This is a genomic window from Campylobacter sp. Cr9 (assembly GCF_020138295.1).
GTDB lineage: Bacteria > Campylobacterota > Campylobacteria > Campylobacterales > Campylobacteraceae > Campylobacter_E.
The window spans coordinates 1-21,631 of sequence record NZ_JACGBH010000019.1; the positions used below are offsets into that span (position 1 = coordinate 1).

General features: G+C 29.2%; 15 protein-coding genes and 2 pseudogenes. 6 read left to right on the forward strand and 11 right to left on the reverse strand.

Annotated features, from left to right (window positions below; all coding sequences use genetic code 11):
• Positions 1-522 precede the first annotated feature (522 nt).
• The 9 genes and pseudogenes from AVANS14531_RS08235 to mnmG form a co-directional block, all read right to left on the reverse strand.
• Positions 523-648, reverse strand: coding sequence for a hypothetical protein (locus tag AVANS14531_RS08235; protein ID WP_336612035.1), 126 nt, complete (start codon positions 646-648; stop codon positions 523-525).
• The gene (locus AVANS14531_RS08240) at positions 641-1,381 is read right to left on the reverse strand and encodes a hypothetical protein (RefSeq protein ID WP_336612036.1); all 741 of its coding nucleotides are present in this window, start codon (positions 1,379-1,381) and stop codon (positions 641-643) included. The genes AVANS14531_RS08235 and AVANS14531_RS08240 overlap by 8 nt, the downstream gene beginning before the upstream one ends.
• A 167-nt stretch (positions 1,382-1,548) precedes the next feature.
• A pseudogene (locus AVANS14531_RS09275) lies at positions 1,549-2,043 on the reverse strand (methyl-accepting chemotaxis protein); the annotation flags it as partial.
• A gap of 363 nt (positions 2,044-2,406) precedes the next feature.
• Positions 2,407-3,216 (reverse strand): annotated as a pseudogene (locus AVANS14531_RS09280) (cache domain-containing protein); the annotation flags it as partial.
• Positions 3,217-3,376: 160 nt separating this feature from the next.
• The gene (gene hypD, locus AVANS14531_RS08250) at positions 3,377-4,462 is read right to left on the reverse strand and encodes a hydrogenase formation protein HypD (RefSeq protein WP_336612038.1); all 1,086 of its coding nucleotides are present in this window, start codon (positions 4,460-4,462) and stop codon (positions 3,377-3,379) included.
• Positions 4,459-4,713, reverse strand: a complete 255-nt coding sequence (locus AVANS14531_RS08255; RefSeq protein ID WP_239818413.1) for a HypC/HybG/HupF family hydrogenase formation chaperone — start codon at positions 4,711-4,713, stop codon at positions 4,459-4,461. The genes hypD and AVANS14531_RS08255 overlap by 4 nt, the downstream gene beginning before the upstream one ends.
• 1 nt (position 4,714) lies before the next feature.
• A complete protein-coding gene (hypB, locus tag AVANS14531_RS08260; RefSeq protein WP_336612039.1) occupies positions 4,715-5,359 on the reverse strand; it encodes a hydrogenase nickel incorporation protein HypB in 645 nt (214 codons plus the stop codon).
• 52 nt (positions 5,360-5,411) lie between these two features.
• Complete coding sequence (locus AVANS14531_RS08265; RefSeq protein WP_336612040.1) at positions 5,412-7,475, reverse strand: CHASE2 domain-containing protein; 2,064 nt, start codon at positions 7,473-7,475, stop codon at positions 5,412-5,414.
• Positions 7,472-9,328 (reverse strand): tRNA uridine-5-carboxymethylaminomethyl(34) synthesis enzyme MnmG, encoded by a 1,857-nt coding sequence (gene mnmG / locus AVANS14531_RS08270; RefSeq protein ID WP_336612041.1) that lies wholly within the window; start codon positions 9,326-9,328, stop codon positions 7,472-7,474. Before mnmG ends, AVANS14531_RS08265 begins: the two co-directional genes overlap by 4 nt.
• 49 nt (positions 9,329-9,377) lie before the next feature.
• On the opposite strand from mnmG, the gene AVANS14531_RS08275 reads away from it, so the two are divergent.
• Both AVANS14531_RS08275 and AVANS14531_RS08280 read left to right on the forward strand, forming a co-directional pair.
• The gene (locus AVANS14531_RS08275) at positions 9,378-9,989 is read left to right on the forward strand and encodes a riboflavin synthase (protein WP_336612042.1); all 612 of its coding nucleotides are present in this window, start codon (positions 9,378-9,380) and stop codon (positions 9,987-9,989) included.
• 8 nt (positions 9,990-9,997) lie between these two features.
• A complete protein-coding gene (locus AVANS14531_RS08280) occupies positions 9,998-10,186 on the forward strand; it encodes a hypothetical protein (protein ID WP_336612043.1) in 189 nt (62 codons plus the stop codon).
• Between the two features lie 372 nt (positions 10,187-10,558).
• Here AVANS14531_RS08280 and AVANS14531_RS08285 read toward each other — a convergent pair whose 3' ends face one another.
• Entirely contained in the window at positions 10,559-13,168 is a 2,610-nt protein-coding gene (locus tag AVANS14531_RS08285; RefSeq protein WP_336612044.1) for a valine--tRNA ligase, read from the reverse strand.
• Positions 13,169-13,272: 104 nt separating this feature from the next.
• On the opposite strand from AVANS14531_RS08285, the gene AVANS14531_RS08290 reads away from it, so the two are divergent.
• Together AVANS14531_RS08290 and AVANS14531_RS08295 are read left to right on the forward strand one after the other, a co-directional pair.
• On the forward strand, positions 13,273-15,093 hold the full coding sequence (locus AVANS14531_RS08290) for an LTA synthase family protein (RefSeq protein ID WP_336612045.1): 1,821 nt from the start codon (positions 13,273-13,275) through the stop codon (positions 15,091-15,093).
• A complete protein-coding gene (locus tag AVANS14531_RS08295; RefSeq protein ID WP_336612046.1) occupies positions 15,086-17,098 on the forward strand; it encodes an ATP-dependent helicase in 2,013 nt (670 codons plus the stop codon). Before AVANS14531_RS08290 ends, AVANS14531_RS08295 begins: the two co-directional genes overlap by 8 nt.
• 73 nt (positions 17,099-17,171) lie before the next feature.
• On the opposite strand, the gene AVANS14531_RS08300 is transcribed toward AVANS14531_RS08295, so the two are convergent.
• Positions 17,172-18,584: an alanine/glycine:cation symporter family protein gene (locus AVANS14531_RS08300; protein ID WP_336612051.1), complete on the reverse strand. Its 1,413-nt coding sequence runs from the start codon at positions 18,582-18,584 to the stop codon at positions 17,172-17,174.
• 388 nt (positions 18,585-18,972) lie between these two features.
• Between AVANS14531_RS08300 and AVANS14531_RS08305 the strand changes: the two genes are divergently transcribed.
• Together AVANS14531_RS08305 and AVANS14531_RS08310 are read left to right on the forward strand one after the other, a co-directional pair.
• On the forward strand, positions 18,973-20,181 hold the full coding sequence (locus AVANS14531_RS08305) for an aromatic amino acid transport family protein (protein WP_239818405.1): 1,209 nt from the start codon (positions 18,973-18,975) through the stop codon (positions 20,179-20,181).
• Positions 20,178-21,542, forward strand: coding sequence for an L-serine ammonia-lyase (locus tag AVANS14531_RS08310; RefSeq protein WP_239818404.1), 1,365 nt, complete (start codon positions 20,178-20,180; stop codon positions 21,540-21,542). The genes AVANS14531_RS08305 and AVANS14531_RS08310 overlap by 4 nt, the downstream gene beginning before the upstream one ends.
• Positions 21,543-21,631: the final 89 nt, after the last annotated feature.

The window sequence follows — 21,631 nt, forward strand, 5'->3', positions numbered from 1 at the left end:
TTTAAATCATAATTACTTTTTAAATTATCAAAGCAAATTCTTAATCTTAATTCTTAATTCGTAATTTCTATTCCTAATTCTTTAATGCCTTTATTAAATTGAAAAAAGAATTACGAAATAGGAATTAGCTTTTTAGCTTTATAAAGTCTAAATATTGTTTTTAAATTCCTAATTTAAATTCTTTGAAAGTTTAAGCAATAATTACTTATAATCATTATATACCCAGCAATCAATCTTAACCAATCCAATCGCTAAAACACTCAAACCATCTAAATCACCTAAAAACCTACAACCAATCCAACTAAGCTATTCTAACCACTCCGAGCAAGAGCTTAAAGCTTAAAAATAAAAGAATTTAAATTAGGAATTAAGCTTTGTTTTTTTAATACATTGCAAGGCTATTATTAGACTAAAGCAAAAATAAGCTTTGTGGTTCTTGTATGTTTAAATTCCTATTTCAAATTCTTTGCTTTTAGTGTATGTAAATTTTAAAAATATTGATTTAAAGAGAAAGATTTTTAATTATTTAATATTTAGGCTTTTCTTATTTAAAATCTTTTCAATTTTGTTACGCTGTTTTTCTATGTATTTTTCACCTAATGGTTGTGCTTCTTCTCTAAATTCCATCTCAAATCCATCTTTACTCATTGCAGAATACTTTTTGTCTAAACTCTGTGTATAAAAAATAAACTGATAAATCATCAACAAAAGGCAATGAAACTAGCTTGGTTTTAGTTTGATATATTGTGTAAGTTTTTAAGTTTTTACCATTTAAGAAAAATAGTATTAAATAGCTTGATAAAATATCTAATGTACAAAGTAAGAAAAATACAGGAAAGAATATTATTTTACCTAGTGGATAATCTAGCTTATAATTCAAACTTTTTCTTTCCATTTCTTTAGTATTAAAAGAATCTTTATCAAATATATATGAATAAGCCAAAGCAGGTCGTTTAGATTGCAATCTAAAAACTATATCGCTTTTATTTATCGTTGCAGTTACTTTCTTATAACTCTTTGCTGTACCAAAAAGACCTTTTTCACCTATTTCGTAAGTTTCAAAATATATTTTTTCACTATCTACAGTTATATAAAATTCATTATTCTTAACGAATCTAAGCCTTTTTATTTGTCTAAGGTTTAAAAAGAATATAATAAAGAATATACTACGAAGTATTACTTCATCCATTCTTTTTATCCACCACAAATCTGACATTCTTGGTGTTGGTCTATTGTATAGCATAATTAAATTATCTATACCTTTATAAAGTGTATAAAATGCAATAAAAGTCAAAAAAATTTCAATAGTAAATCTAATAAGCTCTAAGCTATATAAATAATCGTTTTTTATTTTATAATCTTTTAAATTATCTATATTCAAATTGTTCCTTTAGTTTAAATAAATATTAATATAGCAAATAAACAATAAAAATAATGAAATTCAAATTATTTTCAAATTCCTATTTCAAATTCTGTGGTTTTATTGTTTATAATCAAATTATTTTGAAGAATAAAGTATAAACTTGCTAAGTTTCCTTAGCAAGTTATTTAAGATTTAAATTCGCCTAGTTTTTTGTCTAAGTCTTCGCTAATATTAGTTAGAGTTGCCGCAGCTTTTGCAATCTCTTCAACACTTCTTGCGTTTTCATTAGTAATTTTTGCAATTTGTGAAACTTCGTTTAATATTTCTTCAATCTGCTTACTTGCACCTATATAATTATCCACTGTCTTATCGCTGCTAACAATTGCTTCGCCTAAGCTTGATTGCATTACCTTGATTTGTTCTTCACTGCTATTTGCAACATTTGTTAAATTGCTAATTTGCTTAGAATTATCGCTCATTTGCTCGCTTGCATCTTTAATGCCTTGAACTATAACGCTAATTGTTGCATTAATTTCACTTAAACTCTTTTGAGTTCTTTCAGCTAGGCTTCTTACTTCATCAGCAACTACTGCAAAGCCACGTCCATGCTCTCCTGCACGAGCTGCTTCAATAGCAGCATTTAATGCTAATAAGTTTGTTTGATCTGCTACATCGTTAATTATTTCTAAAATAGATTTAACATTATCAGCATCACGGCTTAATTGCTCCATTTTAGACGATAATACACTCTCAACACTAGCACTCTTATCAATTTCATTTGTCAATGCACTAATAGATGAAATTACACCATTAATACTACTTGCACTATCCCTTAACTCATCTTTACTTGAATTAGCACTTGCTATACCTTCGCTTAAGCTATCTTTTGTAGCATTTCCTTCTTCTACAACATTATTTACAATAACAAAGCTTTCTTCACTTCTTTTGCCTGTTTGCATACTAACACTGCTTAACTCTGCTGCTATTGTTTTATTTTCATAAGAGATTTGTTTAACTTCATTTATTAGGTTTCTAATCTTATTGATAAAATCATTAATTGCTTTGCTAGCTTGCGCTATTTCATCATTACCTTTTACTTCTAAAAGTTTTGTTAAATCACCCTCACCTTTGCTTAAATCAATAGCTTTATTTGTTAATTCACCTAATGGCTTACTAACCCAAGTTCTAATGAAAAATAACCATAAAAGAAGCATAACCACACATAAAACTACTGAAAATATAGCGTAAGATAAAATTACATCATCTTTTTTCTCTAATACTTTCTTACTAACTTCAGCCATTTCTTGTTTTGCTTCTATTAGATAAATTACGCTTATATAAACATAATCATTAAATTTATCTTTTTCTACATAATAAACAACATCTCTTTCAGGTCTAGTCTTATCAGCCTTCATGTGAGTTGTTACAAAACCACCACCATTTGTTGCTGTTTGGATTATTTCTTGAATATAAAGCTTACCATTTGAATCTTTTTTATTATAAGCATTCTCACCTATTCTACTCTTTAAGTAGTGCATTACATAATCACCCTTAGAGTTAATTACAAATAAATTAACTGAGCGATTTTTTAAATCTAATTCGCTTAAAAATTCAAGCATATTTTTATCATAATCTTTTGCATTATTTTCATGAATTTTCTTTGACATTGAAGTTATTAGGCTTGTAACACTTACGGCTGTCTTTTTTGCATCATCTGTACTCATTTTATCAAGAGTTTCTTGAGCTATGTCATCTAACTCATTCATACCATTATTTGCAACAAAAATAGCACTTAAACTAATTATTAATAATGAAATAAAAGCAAAAAGTGTGATTTTGTAAGATAGTTTCATAAATCTCCTTTAAATTTAAAATAATCGTTGATTTTATTAATATTGCGTTAAATTAATGTTAAAGACTATAATTTAAAAAACTAGAATTTGAAATAGGAATTTAAAAAGATTTATAAAATTTTAAAAACGCTAAATTATTTAAATTTAGCGTTAAGATATTTTATTGTCTATTATATTTATAATACGCAGCACAAGCACCTTCGCTACTTACCATACAGCTTCCGATTGGATTATTTGGGGTGCATAAATTAGCAAAAACCTTGCAATCAGTTGGCTTTGCAAGACCTTTTAAAATCTTAGGGCATAAACAGGCTTTATTTTCAGGCTTAGTATTAGTACAAATTTCAAATACTTTTTTAGCATTTAAAAAATCGTATTCGCTTTTTAATTCTAATCCACCATTTTTTATCACATCTAAGCCACGAAATTCAAAATCAGCCTTGCAAAAATATTTATCTATAAGTGCCTTAGCCTTAAGATTTCCTTCATTAGTTACTAATCTTGAATATTCGTTATATACTTCATAGCTTTTGTTTTTAAACTGCAAGCTTAGATTTAATAATGAGTGCATTAAATCAACAGGCTCAAAACCACTTATAGCAAAAGGTTTTTTATATGTTTTTGCCATATCTAGATAAGCATTTTTGCCTATTATAACGCTTACATGAGATGGTGCTAAAAAGCCATCAATATTACAATCCTTATCTTGAAGCAATGCTTCAATTGGCTCAGGAACTCTTACATGATTTATATGAAAAAATACATTTTTTAGCTCCATTTCAAGCACTTTTTCAATCAAAACCGCACTCATAGGAGTTGTAGTTTCAAATCCTATTGCAAAAAATATAATCTTTTTATCTTTATTTTCACTTGCAATTTTTAGCACTTCTAGTGGGCTATAAAGCGCTCTTATATCTGCTCCATTTGCTCTTAATTTTTCAAGGCTAGTATTGCTTGCAGGAACTTTTATCATATCAGCAAGCGTGCAAAATATAACTCCATCTAAACTAGCTAAAAATACGGCTTCATCAAGCCTACTTTTTGGCATTACACATACAGGGCAACCAGGTCCATGAATAAAGTTAATATTAGGCACTAAAGAAGGCAAGGCATACTTAATAAGCGAATGAGTATGCCCACCGCAAATCTCCATTACATTATAAACTCTATCAAGCTTTACATTATCAATTAGTTTTTTTAAAGCTTTTATAGTGTTTATGTCTTTATATTCTTTTATGTAGTTCATAAAAACCTGCTTTCAATCTCTTCGCTACCTATTTCATCAGCGATTTGCTTATATAGTTCTAAGCTTTCTTTAGCAGCAGCTTCATCTATTTTTTGCATAGCAAATCCAACATGAATTAATACAAAATCACCTACTTTTACTTCTTCAGGAATTAAATCAAGACTAACCCCACGCTTAATACCTAAAGTATCAACCTGTGCGAAATTATTTTCATCTATACTAATTACTTTTGATGGAATTGATAAACACATATTAAGCCCTTTGATTTTTAAAGTATTCACAAAGCTCAGCAATGCCTTCGCCTGTTGCTGCGCTTACACAAAATATTTTTACATTTGGATTTAGTTTTTTTGCTTCTTCACTAATTTCTTCTAAATTAAAATTAAAATGTTTTGCTATATCCATTTTAGTTAATACGATTACATCGGCTCTTTTAAACATTACAGGATATTTTGCAACCTTATCGCTTCCTTCAGGAGATGATAATAATACTACATTTAAATGCTCTCCTAATTTGTATGAAGCTGGGCATACAAGATTACCTATGTTTTCTATCACACAAAATTCACTTTCGCTAATATCAAGATTTTTAAGAGCATTATCAATCATTTTTGCATCCAAATGACAGCTTTGACCTGTGCTAATCTGATAAGCCTTTGCACCTGCATTTATAATTCTATCAGCGTCTTTGTTAGTTTCTAAATCACCTTCTATAACGCATAGTTTTAATAAATTATTTTTAATGATATATTCAAGCAAAGTAGTCTTGCCACTTCCAGGTGAGCTCATAAAATTAATACAAAATAAATTGTTTTTATTAAAAAAATCTTGATTAATTTTTGCTTGATTTTCATTTTCTGCCATTATTTTTGCTTTTGCTTCAACGATAACTTTCATTTCTTCTCCTTTTTAGTAATTTCAAATTCCTATTTCAAATTCTTATTTAATTTTAACTCTTCCAAAGCGTTAAATTATCGCCTTTAAAACCTGTGCATTTATAAAGCTTGGTTGCCTCATCTTTTCCTTTTAGCTTTAGCTCATCTACAAGCTCAAGCTCATAAATACTAGGGTCTTTTAGCGCTGCTAAAGTATTATGAGAAATTAAAATATTTGCTTTATAGTTTTTACATGAGCTCTCAACCCTACTTGCAGTATTTACGCCATCGCCAATACAAGTATAATCGCTTCTTGCAAGGCTACCCATTTCGCCTACAATGCACTCACCTGTATTTATTCCTATACCTATGTTTATATAAGGAAGATTTTGCTTTTGCCATTCTTCATTTAAGCTTTTTAAAACTTTTATTTGTTCAATCGCAGCTTGCAAGGCACAATCAGCGTGATTTTCTAAATCGTTTGGAGCGTTAAAATAAGCCATAACAGCATCTCCGATATACTTATCAACCGTTCCTTGATATTTAAATATAATATCACTCATAGGGGTCATATAGGTATTTAAAAACTTAACCAAATCAGCCGCATCCATATTCTCACTAATGGTTGTAAAATCTCTAATATCGCTAAAAAATACCGAAATTTCTCTTTTGCTAGTGCTAAAAACATTGCTATCTGTATTAATTAACTGCTCTGCAACGCTTTTTGAAACTTTTTTCTCAAGTTTTGCTTTAATAAATTCTTTTTGCCTACTTTCTAAGAAGAAGTTAATAAGAATTCCACAAAGTCCCATAATAGCCAACACCAAAATAAGCTCAAAAGTATTTAAAACATACTTTTCGCTAACCATAAAATAATAATGCCCTAAAATAATAACTGCTAATAAGATTAAATGAAATAACACTTGCATTATTATGCTTTTAAAATACGAAAAACTTACACTTAATAAAATTATAATTATTAATGATGCAAACAATATTTCAGCCGAATAGCTAGGAGTTATTAAATACTCATCATTTAATAAATTATCAATAGCATTAGCATGTATTTCAACACCTGGCAAGTTTTCATCTAAAGAATTACTTCTAATATCATTAAGCCCAACAACGCTAGTTCCAATTAAGACAATCTTATCTTTAAAATATCTAGGATCAATCGTACCATCAAGAACATCAATTGCACTAATATAATCATAATGTGGAGATTTTCCTTTAAAATAAAGTCCTAAAAGCGCATGTGGATTTACCAAAAATGTATCTTTTTCATCAAGGATTAATCTTATATTAAATCCATCTCCAACTGCTTTAATATCATCAACTCCTACATATTTAGAATACATTGCAAGACTAAGACTTGGTAAAAGCTGTTTAAATTCTCCATCATCATAATAAATCATCATAAAAGCACTACGAATTACATTATCTAAATGTGTATATGAATTAACAAAACCATTAGCATAAGAATTATCGCTTAATTCTTCTATACTTGCTGTAATATTTTTGCCATGCTCGAGCAATGAGTAATCAATATTGTATTCTGCTATGCTTTGATTGCTTAATGGAGCTAATTTTTTACCTGTAATATGATTTGTATAAATGCTTCTATATACATTGCTTTCATTTTTGTATGCACCTAAATTAATTGCATAAGCTAACACGCTATTAGAATTAGCTAAAGCAGTCGCAAAAGCTTTATCGGTATCTTGAGTTCTAGGACAAAAATCATATTTTGGAATATTTAAAGATGAAAAGCTCTCATCGCTCATTTTCTTAGTAATCTCACCACGCTTATCATATTCAGCGAAATAAATATCAAATCCAACAACGCTAGCTTCGTTTAATTTATAAACCAAACAAGCTAACAAATCTCTATCCCAAGGCCACTGACCTAATGCAGATAAACTTTTTTCATCAATATCAACTATTTTAACTCTATCATCGCCTTTTACATTATCATTTAAATAAGCATTAATTCTAAAAAACATATCATGAGTTAAATTATCAAGCCTTGTAATAATTGTAGATTCTTTAATGGTTATATAAAAAGAAAAAACAATCATTACAAGAGATAAAACCGCAAACGAATAAATCTTTTTAAACTTAGCTAGATGTTTTATCAATTTTTAGCCTTTAATTTGATATAAATTTGAAGAATATCAATAGCTGCTGGAGTAATTCCGCTAATTCTACTTGCATCAAATAAGTTTGCTGGCTTGTTTTTTTCTAATTTCTCAACTACTTCATTACTAAGTCCGCTAATTCCACGATAAACAAAATCACTTGGGATTTTTATTTTTAATAAATTTTCTTGATTTTGAACATTTTCATCTTGCAATCTTACATAGTGATAATATTTAGCATCAAGTAAAATCTCATCTAAAACAAAATCATCTAAACGAGATAAACTAGGAGCTAAAACTAGCATTTTTTCTTTTGTAATCGTGCTACGAGCTATGATTTTTTGAAGAGTTGTAGGTTGAGAAATCGGCTCTTCATCAATACTTGCTAATAATTCATTAAATACATTTGAAGGCACAACCTTGCTATCACATAAAAACTCCAAGCCTTTTTTCATATCATTTATTTTGCTTTCATAGTATTTAAAGCTTTCTTCATCTCTTAAACCACACTCATAAGCATATTTATTAAGTCTTGTAATCGCATTGCTTTCACGAAGTAATAATCTAAACTCAGCCCTACTTGTAAACATTCTATAAGGCTCTTTAGTTCCTTTAGTAACTAAATCATCAATTAAAACTCCGATATAGCCTTCATCTCTTCTTAATACAAAACCATCTTTTTTATCAATTGCTAAACTTGCGTTTATTGCAGCCATAAGACCTTGCGCTGCTGCTTCTTCATAGCCTGTTGTTCCATTTACTTGACCTGCTAGATAGAAGTTTTTAATAATCTTACTTTCTAATGTATGAAATAAATCAAGTGGGTCAAAATAATCATACTCAATCGCATAGCCATGTCTTGTGATTTTTGCATTCTCAAAGCCTTTAACTGAGCGAATCATATCATGCTGAACTTCAAATGGAAGCGAAGTTGAAAAGCCGTTTATATAGTATTCTGTAGCTTCTTTTGTTTGTGGCTCGATGAATAAATGATGACTTTCTTTATCCGCAAAACGATTGATTTTATCCTCAATACTAGGACAATATCTAGGGCCTATTCCTTTAATCTGACCTGTAAACATAGGAGCTTTGTCAAAATTTGAGCGAATAATATCATGAGTAATTGTATTTGTATGAGCTATATAACAAGGAAGTTGTGGCAATGTATGAGTTTTGAAATCAAGGCTAAAACCTTTAGTATTTAAATCACTTTCTTGAGTTTCTAAAACACTAAAATCAATACTACTTGCTAGAATCCTTGGACATGTTCCAGTTTTTAACCTTCCACGATTAAGCCCTAAAGCAGCTAGATTATCTCCTAAATGAGTTGAGCTTAACTCTCCTACACGACCACTTTTTATTTTGCTTAAACCAACATGTATTAAACCATTTAAGAATGTTCCTGAGCAAAGAATGATTTTTTTTGCTTTATATTCTTTATTTAGTTCTGTTTTTACTCCATAAGCTTCGTTATTTTCTACTAATAATTCTGTAACCATTTCTTGAGAAATATCTAAATTAGGCATATTAAGTAATATATTTTTAGCATTTTTATTGTATTCATCCATATCAATCTGAGCTCTAGTTCCACGAACTGCTGCACCTTTACTCTCGTTTAAAGTCTTATAATTAATCGCACTTAAATCTGTGATTTTTGGCATAATTCCGCCAAGTGCAGCTATTTCTTTTACTAAATGCCCTTTTGCAAGTCCGCCTATTGCAGGGTTGCATGAAGTTGCTCCGATTCTATCGTTTAAAATTGTAAGAAGTAAGGTTTTTTTACCCATTTTTGCACTAGCATGTGCAGCTTCAACACCTGCATGACCAGCACCGATAATTATAATATCATACATCATTAATCCTTTTTTTTATAATACACTAAGCTTATTGTAAAGGATAAAAATGTTTAATGGTTTAATAAGAGAATTAGCAGTTGTAAAAAAATATTCAAATAATGAATTAAGAATAGTTTCAAAATTAAAACCAAATATAGGAGATAGCGTTGCAACTAATGGAGCATGCCTTAGTGTGATTAAAATCCACGATGATGGTTTTAGTCTAAACTTAAGCAGTGAAACCCAAAGCGTAATTAAGCCATTTGTAGTTGGCTCTAAAGTTCATACCGAATTAGCTATGCAACTAGGAAGCAGAATTGATGGGCATTTATTAACAGGACATATTGATACTCTTGGAAAAATTATAAAGATTAATAAGCTAAATAGTGGAGTTGATTTTTATATAAGTATTGATAAAAAATTTATGCCTTTAGTTTGCAATAAAGGCAGCATTGCAATAGATGGAGTAAGCCTTACAATTAATGAAGTTTTAGATGATTCAATAAGACTTACTATTATTGATATAACCTTAAAAGATACTTTATTTTCTAGCTATAAAGTAGGAGATTTAGTAAATGTAGAAACCGATATTTTGGCAAGATATGTAAATAGAATGCTAACTTATAAAGATAAAGGCCTTAGCTGGGATGAGGTTGATAGAATTAGTGCGATTTATTAGGATTTGAAATGAATAAGGAAATATTAATCAATGCTTTAATTCAAAAAGCCGATGAAATGAACGATGATTATTTAAAAAACGAAAGCCTAACAAGAATGCTTGTTAATAAAGAAAGTAAGTTTGAAAATTACGAAGAAATAAAAGACTTTTTAGAGTTTTTAAAACAAGCTAAACACAACGCTCAAAAGAGCAAATAATAATTACGAATTAGCTTTTATAAATTTTACGAATTTAAAAGCTAATTCCTATTTCAAATTCTTTGCAAATTTAAATAAAACTATTGATAATTATTATAAATTCGAAACTCAACCAAACTCAACCAAACTCAAAAAACTAGTCTAAGCAATAAGATATTAGGTTAGAAAGTTAATAAAATACAAAAATATTTGAAGCTTATATTAAAGTATTTAAAAATAAGAGAATTTGAATTAGAAATTTAAAAACAATATTTAGACTTCATAAAGTTAAAAAGCTAATTCCTATTTCAAATTCTTAAGATTTTAATACTTAAAATTAAGGGAATTTGAAATAGGAAATTAAATATTTGCTAAGCAAAAGCCTAGCAAATATTAACTTAGAGCGTTTAGTTCGTTGTTTATTGCTTCAAGTTCTTTGCTTGCACTCTCAAGTGCTGCTTTATTCTGTTCTACAACTTCTTTTGGAGCGTTTGCTACAAACTTTTCATTGCTTAGCATTTTGCTAAGTTTTTCATATTCTGCTAGAACTTTTTTGCGTTTATTTTCTAGTTTTGTTTTCATCTCACTAAGCGCTGAGCTATCTACAAAAATAGCAGTTTTTAGGTTCGTGCTTACATTTACGCTAAAGCTTTCTTTTACATTTTCGCTTTGCTCTAGTTCTCCAACTTTTGCTAATTTTGCGATAAGTTTTAGGTAATACTCGCTAAATTTATGCTCACTAATAATTTGTGCTGGAGCGTTTTTATCCGTGATATTTGCTGTTTTTTTGATACTTCTTAGGCTGTTAATCGCTTCTTTGCAAAGCTCGTAGTTTTTGATAATTTGCTCTTCATTAGATGAAATTTCGCTAACTTGTGGGTATTTTTCAACCATAATTGAGCCATTTTCAAAAACACTTGTCCCACTTAATTTATGATATAAATACTCGCTAATAAACGGCATAAATGGACTAAGCAATTTCATAGCATTTAAAAACACGCTTGCAAGTTCGTTTATACTTTCGCTATCAGCCTTGCTAAACTCTATACCATAGTCGCAAAACTCATCCCATAAAAACTTATAAATATTCATAGCAGCGTCATTAAATCTATATTCATCAAGATTTTTTCTAGTTTCATTTACACACTTTTGAAACTCTGCGTTTATATAAATACCTAGCGTTGTTTTATAGCTATCAAGTATTTTGTAATCTTTACCTTTAAGTAGTAAGAAATTTACCGCATTATAAAGCTTGTTTGTGAAGTTACGAACTAAAATCATTCTATCTTCACTCATTCTTATATCTCTTCCTTGAACGGCAAGTAATGCTAAAGTAAAGCGTAAAATGTCAGCACTATATTTATCAATGCTATCAAGTGGGTCAATTACATTGCCTTTACTTTTACTCATTTTTTGCCCGTTTTCATCTTTTACAAGTGCATGAAGGTAGATATCTTTAAATGGGATTTCGCCTAATTCATTTTCACTTTGAAATAGCATTCTACATACCCAAAAAAACAGTATATCAAAGCCTGTAATTAAAAGTGAGTTTGGATAAAAGTCTTTTATATCGCTTTCATTCCATAGTGTACCTTTACCAAAATCTCCGTTGTTATAACCTAGAGTTGAAAACGCCCAAAGACCCGAGCTAAACCAAGTATCAAGAACATCTTTATCTTGAGTGATGCTCTCGCAGCCACATTTTTCACATTTTTCTACCTTGCTCTCGTCTACATGAATATGCTCGCACTCATCACAATAATAAACAGGGATTTGATGACCCCACCAAAGTTGCCTACTTATACACCAAGGGCGAAGCTCTCTCATCCACGCATTAAAACTATTTATCCAATGAGCTGGATAAAACTTAGCATCACCATTATTTACTTTTTCTATAACTTTTGTTGCGATGTCAGTTTTTACAAACCATTGTTTAGAAATATATGGTTCAACGATGTTTTTACAGCGATAACAATGCCCAACTTGATTTGCATAATCTTCTATTTTTTCAATAAAGCCAAGTTCGTTTAATTTATCAACTACTATTTTTCTAGCCTCAAGCCTTTCAAGTCCAGCAAATTCAGCACAATGCTCGTTTAAAATCCCGTTTTCATCAAAAATAGTTAAAAACTCTAGATTATGTCTAAGTCCTACTTCATAGTCGTTATTATCATGTGCTGGAGTTACCTTTACAATTCCTGTTCCAAAGCTCATATCAACATGACTATCAGCTATGATTTTGATTTTGCGGTTTATGATAGGTAATGTAACTTCCTTGCCAACTAAGTGCTTATACCTTTCATCATCTGGATTGACCATTACAGCAGTATCTCCAAAATATGTCTCAGGTCTAGTAGTTGCAACTACTAAATAATCCTTATCGTTTAAAAAATATCTTATGTGATAAAGTTTGCCTTTGTTTTCTTCGTATTCAACTTCAATATCGCTTAATGCTCCATCTTTGGTGCACCAGTTTATCATTCTATTATTTTGCTCAATCAAGCCTTTATTATACAAATCCACAAAGGCTTTTTTAACAGCGTTTTGAAGCCCCTCATCCATAGTAAAACGAAGTCTTGAAAATGCTGGAGTTATCCCTAATGCTTGCATTTGTTTAACTATCGCTCCACCACTTTGCTCTTTCCACTCCCAAACTTTTTCTATAAACTTTTCACGGCCTAGCTCTTCTTTTTTAATGCCTTTTGCTAAAAGTTGCTTTTCAACCACATTTTGAGTAGCGATACCTGCATGGTCTAAGCCTGGTTGATAAAGTACCTTATAGCCATCCATTCTTTTATATCTTGTCATAATATCTTGAAGTGTAAAAGTAAGTGCGTGACCTATATGAAGCACACCTGTAACATTTGGCGGTGGCATCATGATAGCAAAGTTTTTGCCTTTTTCTTGGATATTTTTATTTCCATCTATTTCAAAATAGCCTTTTTGCTTACAAAATTCATAATAATCTTTTTCAATTTCTTTTGGATTGTAAAAATCGCTCATAAATAATCCTTAAAATGTATATTTTCGCCCATTTTATTAATTTTTGCTTATTTTTAGGTTATTTTGCTAGACTTTTTGGCTTTATTTTTTGAAAGGTTGTTTTTATGAATTTAGTAATTCGTTCTTTTATTACTTATTTTATATTAGTTTTGGTCTGTTTATTATTTAGATTAGGCTTTTTACTACTTCATTATGATTATAGTTTTAACGATTTTATAACATCAATATTTCAAGGTATTAGATTTGATATGCAATATTGTGGATATATTGCAAGTGCATATTGCATATTTTCATTATTTGGCAAAATTTGTTCAAGGATTATTTTTAATATTGCTTTTGCTTTAATTTTATTTGCAGAATTAGTTTTCATAGTATTTTTTAATATTTATCAAAAAAATATTGATTTAAATTTATTTTTATTTATACACGAAGAAACTAGTACCTTAATAAAAACAGCTTTAGGTGAAAATTATGGAATAATTCCTGCTATTTTTATATTTTTTATAGCTTTATTTATTTTAAATTATATTCATGAAAAACTTTTAAAAACAAAACTAATTTTAAATCTAAAACAATCTTTAATACTATTTGTTGTTTTTGCATTTTCTATGATGCTTAGTATTAATCAACAATTTTCTTTTAAAGCCAAAGGGCTTTTTAATGTTACAAAAGCTTATGATAATGCAGTGCTTCAAGCTAGTACTTTTGGACATTTAAAAGGTTTTGGCGGTGCTATTAGAGATTATAAAAAATTAAAAAATATTGATTTTTCTTATTTTAATGTTGGTGATGAAAAAACTGCTGCAAAGCAATTATTTGATATTAAAAACGATGAAAAAATTAATATATATGATTATATAAAACATATAAAAGAAGATGATTTAAGTATAAAACCTAAGAAAATTTATTATGTAATAAGTGAGAGTTTTTCTAATTGGGTTTTAGAAGATAGATTTAGCAATTTATTTAGTGATATTCATAATTTTGTAAAAAACAAAGCTACTTATATACCTGCAATCCATAATGCAAACAATACTGCTGAGAGTTTGCAAACTCAATTTATGGGGGTTTATTATAATGCAGATGATAACTTTAAAAAACATAATCAAATAATACCACCTAAAACAAATCTTATAAATCAATTTGCAAATCTAGGCTATAAAAGTGATTTTTATTTTGGTGGAGCTAGAAATTGGGCTGGATTATTTGATTTTACAAATTCTTTAGGAATTAATAAAAATTATGATAAAGAGCATATTTTAAATAATGAATTTCCTGATTTAAATTCTCCTAGTAATAATTATTGGGGAGCTTATGATGATTTTTTATTTGCATATACAAGTAAAAATAGTAAAGATTTTAGCTTTAATATAATTATGACTACTACAAATCATCCAACTTATGATCTAGCTTTTATGCAAAAAAATGATTTTGATATTCCATTTGATAAGATAGAAAAATTAAGCAAAAAATATAAAAACGAATTAGCTACAATTTATTGGTATCAAAAAACTTTAGTTAATTGGATAGAAAAAACAGCCAAAAAAGAGCCTGATAGTCTTTTTGTAATCACAGGTGATCATTATGGAAGGTTTAATATAGATGATAATAATGATTTATTAACTACTCATACAGTGCCTGTCATAATGTATTATCCAAAAGCTAAAATTTATCCAACTTGTAAGATAACAAACCATCTTGATATAGCAGCAAGTATTATTAATCTAGTAGCAGAAAAAGGATATGAATATGTAAGCTTTGGAACTCCATGCTTTAGTTTAGAAGAAAAAGAAATTTTAGCTAGCAATAAATATGGTTTTGGTATAGAATTTAAAAACGGAAAATTAACTAGCGGGGGGGGGTATTTACAAAGACTTCAAGCCCTTTCTTGGTATTTAGTGTATAAAGGAAACATAATTGAATAAATTAAATGAAGAACAATTTGCTGCTGTTAATGCAAAATTAGGCAGTAATTTAATAATAGCAAGTGCAGGAACAGGTAAAACAAGCACCATTGTTGCAAGAATTGAAAAGTTATTAAACGATGGAGCTAAGCCTAATACTATTATGCTCCTTACTTTTACAAATAAAGCTGCAAAAGAAATGATGGCAAGACTTGAAAAAAAGCTCGGTTCAAGCAAGATAAAAGGCATAATAAGTGGGACTTTTCACGCAATTAGCTTAGAGTATTTAAAAAAACATAAAGAAATTAATCTTAAAAAAAACTCTGAACTTAGAGCCTTGCTTAAAAGTATTTATGAAAAATACAATCCTAATCGTGATGATTTATTTGATTATTCATACTTAGCTGATATTTATTCAAGATTTAATAATACCAATTTGGTTGATGATTTTCGTGGATATTTAAAACAAAATTATGAAGAGCAAAGCGATAATATTAATTTTTATTGCAAGGTTTTAGATGAGTTTAACGAGCAAAAAAAAGCTCATAATTATTATGATTTTGATGATTTATTGCTAAATGCTAAAGATTTTTTTAAAAATGATTATAAAGATGAGCCTTTTTATGAAGTTTTAGTAGATGAATATCAAGATACTAATAATCTTCAAAGCGCTATTTTAGACGCAATTCCTAAAAAATCTTTATTTTGCGTGGGTGATTATGATCAAAGTATTTATGCTTTTAATGGTGCAAATATTGAAATAATAGGCAGTTTTAAAGATAGATATAAAAACGCTAATATTTATTCACTTAACAAAAATTATAGAAGTCTTAGCAATATTTTAGAGTTTGCAAATAGAGTTATTACAAAAAACGAAAGGCTTTATCCAAAAGAACTAATAGTTACAAGAGATGATGCAATAAAGCCTATAAAATTACATAGTTTTAATTTAGCTAACGAACAATATGAATTTATTGCTAACGATATTTTAGCCAAGCTTCAAATAAAGCCAAAGAGCGATATAGCAGTGATTTATCGCAATAATTCAAGCGGGGATTTAATAGAACGCTCGTTAAAATTAAAAGGTATAAAAGTAGCTAGAAAAGGCGGAACGAGTTTTTATGAACTAAAAGAAATAAATACCTTAATAAACTTAGCAAATCTAACTAATAAAAATAGCGATATATTAAGCTTTTTAGGGATTTTACTAGAGAGCAAAGGCGTTGGAAATGCTAAAGTAAATATTATTTATAAGGCTTTTTTAGAGCTTGGAAATGGCTCTTTATTAGAAGGGATTTTAAGACCTATTAAAAAAGATAGATATGATTTTTTAGCTAAAAGTGATGAAGCTTTTGGGCTTTTTGCAAGCACACAAAATGAAGCAAAACAGAACGAATTTAGCTTTTTAGCAAGTGATTTTAAACATAATCCTGTTTTATTATTAAAAGAACTAAAGTTTGATAATGTAACCTTTTTAGAAGAATTATATAAATTTTTAAAAGAAAATGAAAATATTGATAATCCTAGTATTTTGCTAAAAAACGTATATTCATCTAAGATTTTTAGTCTAATTATAAATAATATTGCAGCAAAGCGTTCATTTAAAGGTGCAAAAATCGTAAATGAGATAAAAGAGCAAAAACTAGAAAATATCAAAAATAATTGTAAATATATTTTAGAAGATGCGAAAAATTACAACACTTTTAAAGATTTTTATGAAAAAACGATTTTAAATATTGATTATGAAAGCACAAAAGGAGTGCAACTTCTAACCGTTCATGCAAGTAAGGGCTTAGAATTTGAAATCGTATATTTAATAGATTTAGCACAAGGAAGATTTCCAAATCTAAAACTTAGCAAAAGCGCTGGTGGAATTGATGAAGAAAGAAGATTGTTTTATGTAGCACTTACAAGAGCAAAAGATGAGCTTATTATGAGTTGGGCAAAAAGACAAAGCGAAGATGATAAAAATGACGCTATTCGCTCTATTTTTATAGATGAAGGTAAAAAGCCTGAAAATATTTAAGAATTTAAAATAGGAATTAAAAGCAAATTCCTAATTCAAATTCCAATCTTAAAAGGCATTAAGCCTTTTAAGATTAATCCCAGCACTCAGCGTTTTTAATTCCTAATTTTTTTGCACTAAATGTTGGATCTAGTCCTTTTTTCTTTTGCTCATCATAATCTTTTAAGCATTTAATTAAAACAGGACTTAATAATAAAATCGCAATTATATTAATTGAAGCCATTGCAGCCATTGTAATATCAGCTAAATCCCATGCAACAGCTAAATCAAGCTGAGAACCTATAAACACCATAGCAACTGCACTTATTTTAAATACTAACTCATTTAATTTATTTTTTGTAAGGTTTTTTACGTTTGCATCAGCATAATAAAAGTTACCGATTAATGAAGTAACCGCAAATAAAATAACAGCAAAAGTAATAAAATGAAGTCCCCAAGTTCCATAATACTCAATCATAGATTGTTGAACCATAGGCAAGGCATTTAGAGTTTTTTCGCCTTTGCTTAATTGCTCCATATAGCTAGTAGAAAATAATACTAAAAAGCCAGAGCAAGAGCATATAATTAAGTCAATAAATACTGAAAAGCTTTGAATAATTCCTTGCTTTACAGGGTGACTTGTGTTTGCCGCTGCTGCTGCGTTTGGAGCTGAACCCATACCTGCTTCGTTTGAAAATAAACCACGCTTAATTCCAATAACTACAACGCTACCCGCAAAACCACCAAAAATAGCTTTAAAATCAAAAGCATTTTCAAATATTAATGAAAAAACAGCTGGTATTTCAGAATAATTCATAATCATAGCAATTAAACTAAGTAAAATATAAACAAAAGCCATAATAGGAACTATGATTGAGCTTACTTTTCCTAGTGATTTTGAATTAGAGAAAAATAAAGCAAAAGCAACTACGCTTAAAATAATACCTATAACAACGCTTGCTGAACTAAAATTATCAGGAAAATATATTGCAAAAGCTGAAGTCATAGTATGGCTTTGAAGTCCATTGAATCCATACGCATAAGTTATTATTAAAATAACAGAAAATAATTTACCAAAAAATCTACTTCCTAAACCTTTTTCAATAAAATATGCAGGACCTCCACGAAATCCGTTTTCATCACGGCTTTTATAAACTTGTGCTAATGTGCTTTCAGCAAAAGCGCTTGCACCTCCAATAAATGCCATTACCCACATCCAAAATAAAGCTCCTGCACCACCAACAACAACAGCCGTGCTAATTCCTGCGATATTTCCTATACCAACTCTTGAAGCTGTTGAAATCATTAAAGCTTCAAAGCTACTAACATCACTTTTATTATCTTGTTTTTCTTTTAAAAGTGAAATTACATTACCCATTAATCTAAATTGAGCAAAACGAGTGATTATGCTATAAACTACGCCAACGATAATTAAAGCAAACACTAAAAAATAAGTATATAAATAACCATTTATAGTGTCTAAAAATAAATGAATTTCATTTAACAAACTTTGCAAACGCTCTCCTTAATAAAAAATTCAAAAAATCATTATATATAAATTCGAGCGTTTTTGGTAACAATGCTTATTTTTTATCAGCCTTATCTTCACAAGCTATTATTAATCTCTCAAAGGGATTTTTAGATAATTTATCTTTTTTGATTATTTCTTTAATGCTTTTTGGATGAACTAAATTCATAAAATCTCCTTTAAAATTAGTAATATTTTTAAATTATATATTAAAAAAGAAAATAAAAATCATAATCAAAACATATTTTTTAAAACAACGAAGTGATTGTAACCATGAGTAACATTTTTTATAAAATTTCTTGAAAATTTATAAAAATTATATTTTTATAACTAAAATAACGGCTTTAATTTATTTTAAGGAGTAATGATGAAAAAATGGAGCGAGTTTGACAATCGTTGGATGTTTTCATTATTTGGCACTGCAGTAGGTGCTGGGATATTATTCTTACCTATTCGTGCAGGAACGGGTGGCTTTTGGCCTATTGTTTTAATGTGTGTTTTAATTTTTCCGATGACTTATTTATCACATTTATTTCTATCATATTTCGTAGGTTCTACTAAAGGTGGAGATATTACTGATGCTGTGAATAAATACTTTGGCAAAGAAGTAGGAATTGTGATTACATTTTTATACTTTTTTGCAATTTATCCTATTTGTCTTGCTTATGGGGTTGGTATTACAAACACAATAAGCTCATTTATGGTAAATCAATTAGGTTTAGCTGAACCAAATCGCTTAATCTTAGCTATTATTTTAATTACTATTATGATGGCTGTAATGTTTACTAATGAAAATTTAGTAACTAAAGTATGTGAGTGGCTTGTTTATCCATTATGCTTAATATTATTTTTATTCTCACTTTATTTAATACCACACTGGAAATTAGGAGTTTTAGGTGAAGTTCCAAGTATTAAAGAATTTATTACTACAATATGGCTTACTTTACCTGTGCTTGTATTTAGTTTCAATCACTCTCCTGCAATTTCAACTTTTAGCTTAAATACTTATAATGAGTATAAAGAAAACTCAGACGCAAAAAGAAAGCAAATATTATTTAATAACGCTACACTTTTATTAGTATTTGTTATGTTTTTTGTGTTTTCTTGTATTTTATGCCTTGATAAAAGTGAATTTGCTATTGCAAGAGATGCAAATATTCCAATTCTTAGCTATTTTGCCAATAAATTTGAAGGAAATATTATAAGCTATGGCGCTCCTGCTGTTGCGTTTTTGGCGATTTTAACTAGCTTTTTTGGACACTATTTTGGTGCTAGAGAAGGCTTAAACGGACTTATTAAAAAAGTAAGTGGAAAAGAAGTTAGTAAAAACAATGCCTTTACAACTATATTTATGTATGTAACTATGATAATAGTTGCATTTTATAATCCTAGTATTTTAGGATTTATAGAAGATTTGGGCGGTCCTATTATTGCTGTTATATTATTTTTAATGCCTGTATATGCGATATACAAAATTCCTGAGCTTAGAACTTACAAAAATGGTGCGGCTTGTTATTTCGTAGCTATTATGGGAATTATCACAATTACTAGTGTAGTTTATAAGATGATATCATGAGTAATTTAAGTATTTTTAAAATCGGTATAGGACCATCAAGCTCGCACACGGTTGGACCTTTTGTAGCAGGAAATGAGTTTTTAAAAGATTTAAATTTAGATGAAATTACAAGAATTAAAGTTACTTTATTTGGCTCTTTATCACTTACTGGTAAAGGGCATTTAAGCGATATTGCTGTGGTTTTAGGTCTAAGCGGCTTAAATGTAAAAACAATTAGCGCAAAGCAAAAACAAGAAGTTTTATTAAGATTAAATGAAAGAAAGCTTTTATTAGGCGGAGTAAAAGAGATTGATTTTAATGAAAATAGCGATATTGTATTTTCTAATGAGTTTAAACAATATCACGAAAACGCCCTAACGATAGAAGCATTTGCTAATAATACTTGCATTAAAGCTAAGACTTATTATTCAGTTGGCGGTGGATTTATTAAAAATGAAGATGAAATCAAATGCCAAAGCAATAGCTCTGATGAAAAAAATTACGATTATTCTTTTGATAGTGCGACAGAACTTTTATGGCTATGTAATAAATATAATAAAAATATAGCTGAAATTGCAATGCTTTATGAACTTAACTTTAATAGTGAAGAATATATAAATAATTATTGCAAAGAGATTTATGAAGCAATGCACGATAGCTTTATAGCAGGTGCTAATTCAAATGAATTAATTTTACCTGGACCAATCAAGCTTAAAAGAAGAGCTCCTGCACTTGCAAAAAAACTTGCATTATTAGGAGATAAACACTTAAATCGTAAAGGTGATTTAGATTTTATTGATTATTTTAGCCTTTATGCTATGAGCGTTTCAGAAGAAAATGCAGCGGGTAATCGTGTAGTAACTGCTCCAACTAATGGAGCTTGTGCGGTTGTTCCTGCTGTGCTTTTATATTTAAAAGAACATGTAAAAAGTATGAGCGAGAAGGACATTAGAGACTTTTTATTAGTATCAATGGCAATAGGCTCATTGTTTAAGAAAAACGCAAGTATTAGTGGAGCTGAAGCTGGTTGCCAAGCAGAAATTGGCTCAGCATCTTCAATGGCGGCTGCATCTTTTGCATTTAGCATGGGTGCAAGTCCGATTGATTGTTGCTCTGCAGCTGAGATTGCAATGGAGCATCATTTAGGGCTTACTTGCGATCCTGTTGCAGGACTTGTGCAAATCCCTTGCATTGAGCGTAATGTATTCGGAGCTATAAAAGCTGTAAGTGCAGCAAAAATGGCTATGGATAGAGAGAGTGCTCCTAGCGTTGGGCTTGATGAAGTAATTAAAACTATGTATGAAACAGGCAAGGATATGGATACAAGATACAAAGAAACAAGCCTTGCAGGTTTAGCTACAAATTATAAGAAATTTTGCTAATTTTTATTTAGAATTTGAATTAGGATTTTTAATTTCCTAATTCAAATTCCCTTGATTTTCAGTATTAAAATCTTAAGAATTTGAAATAG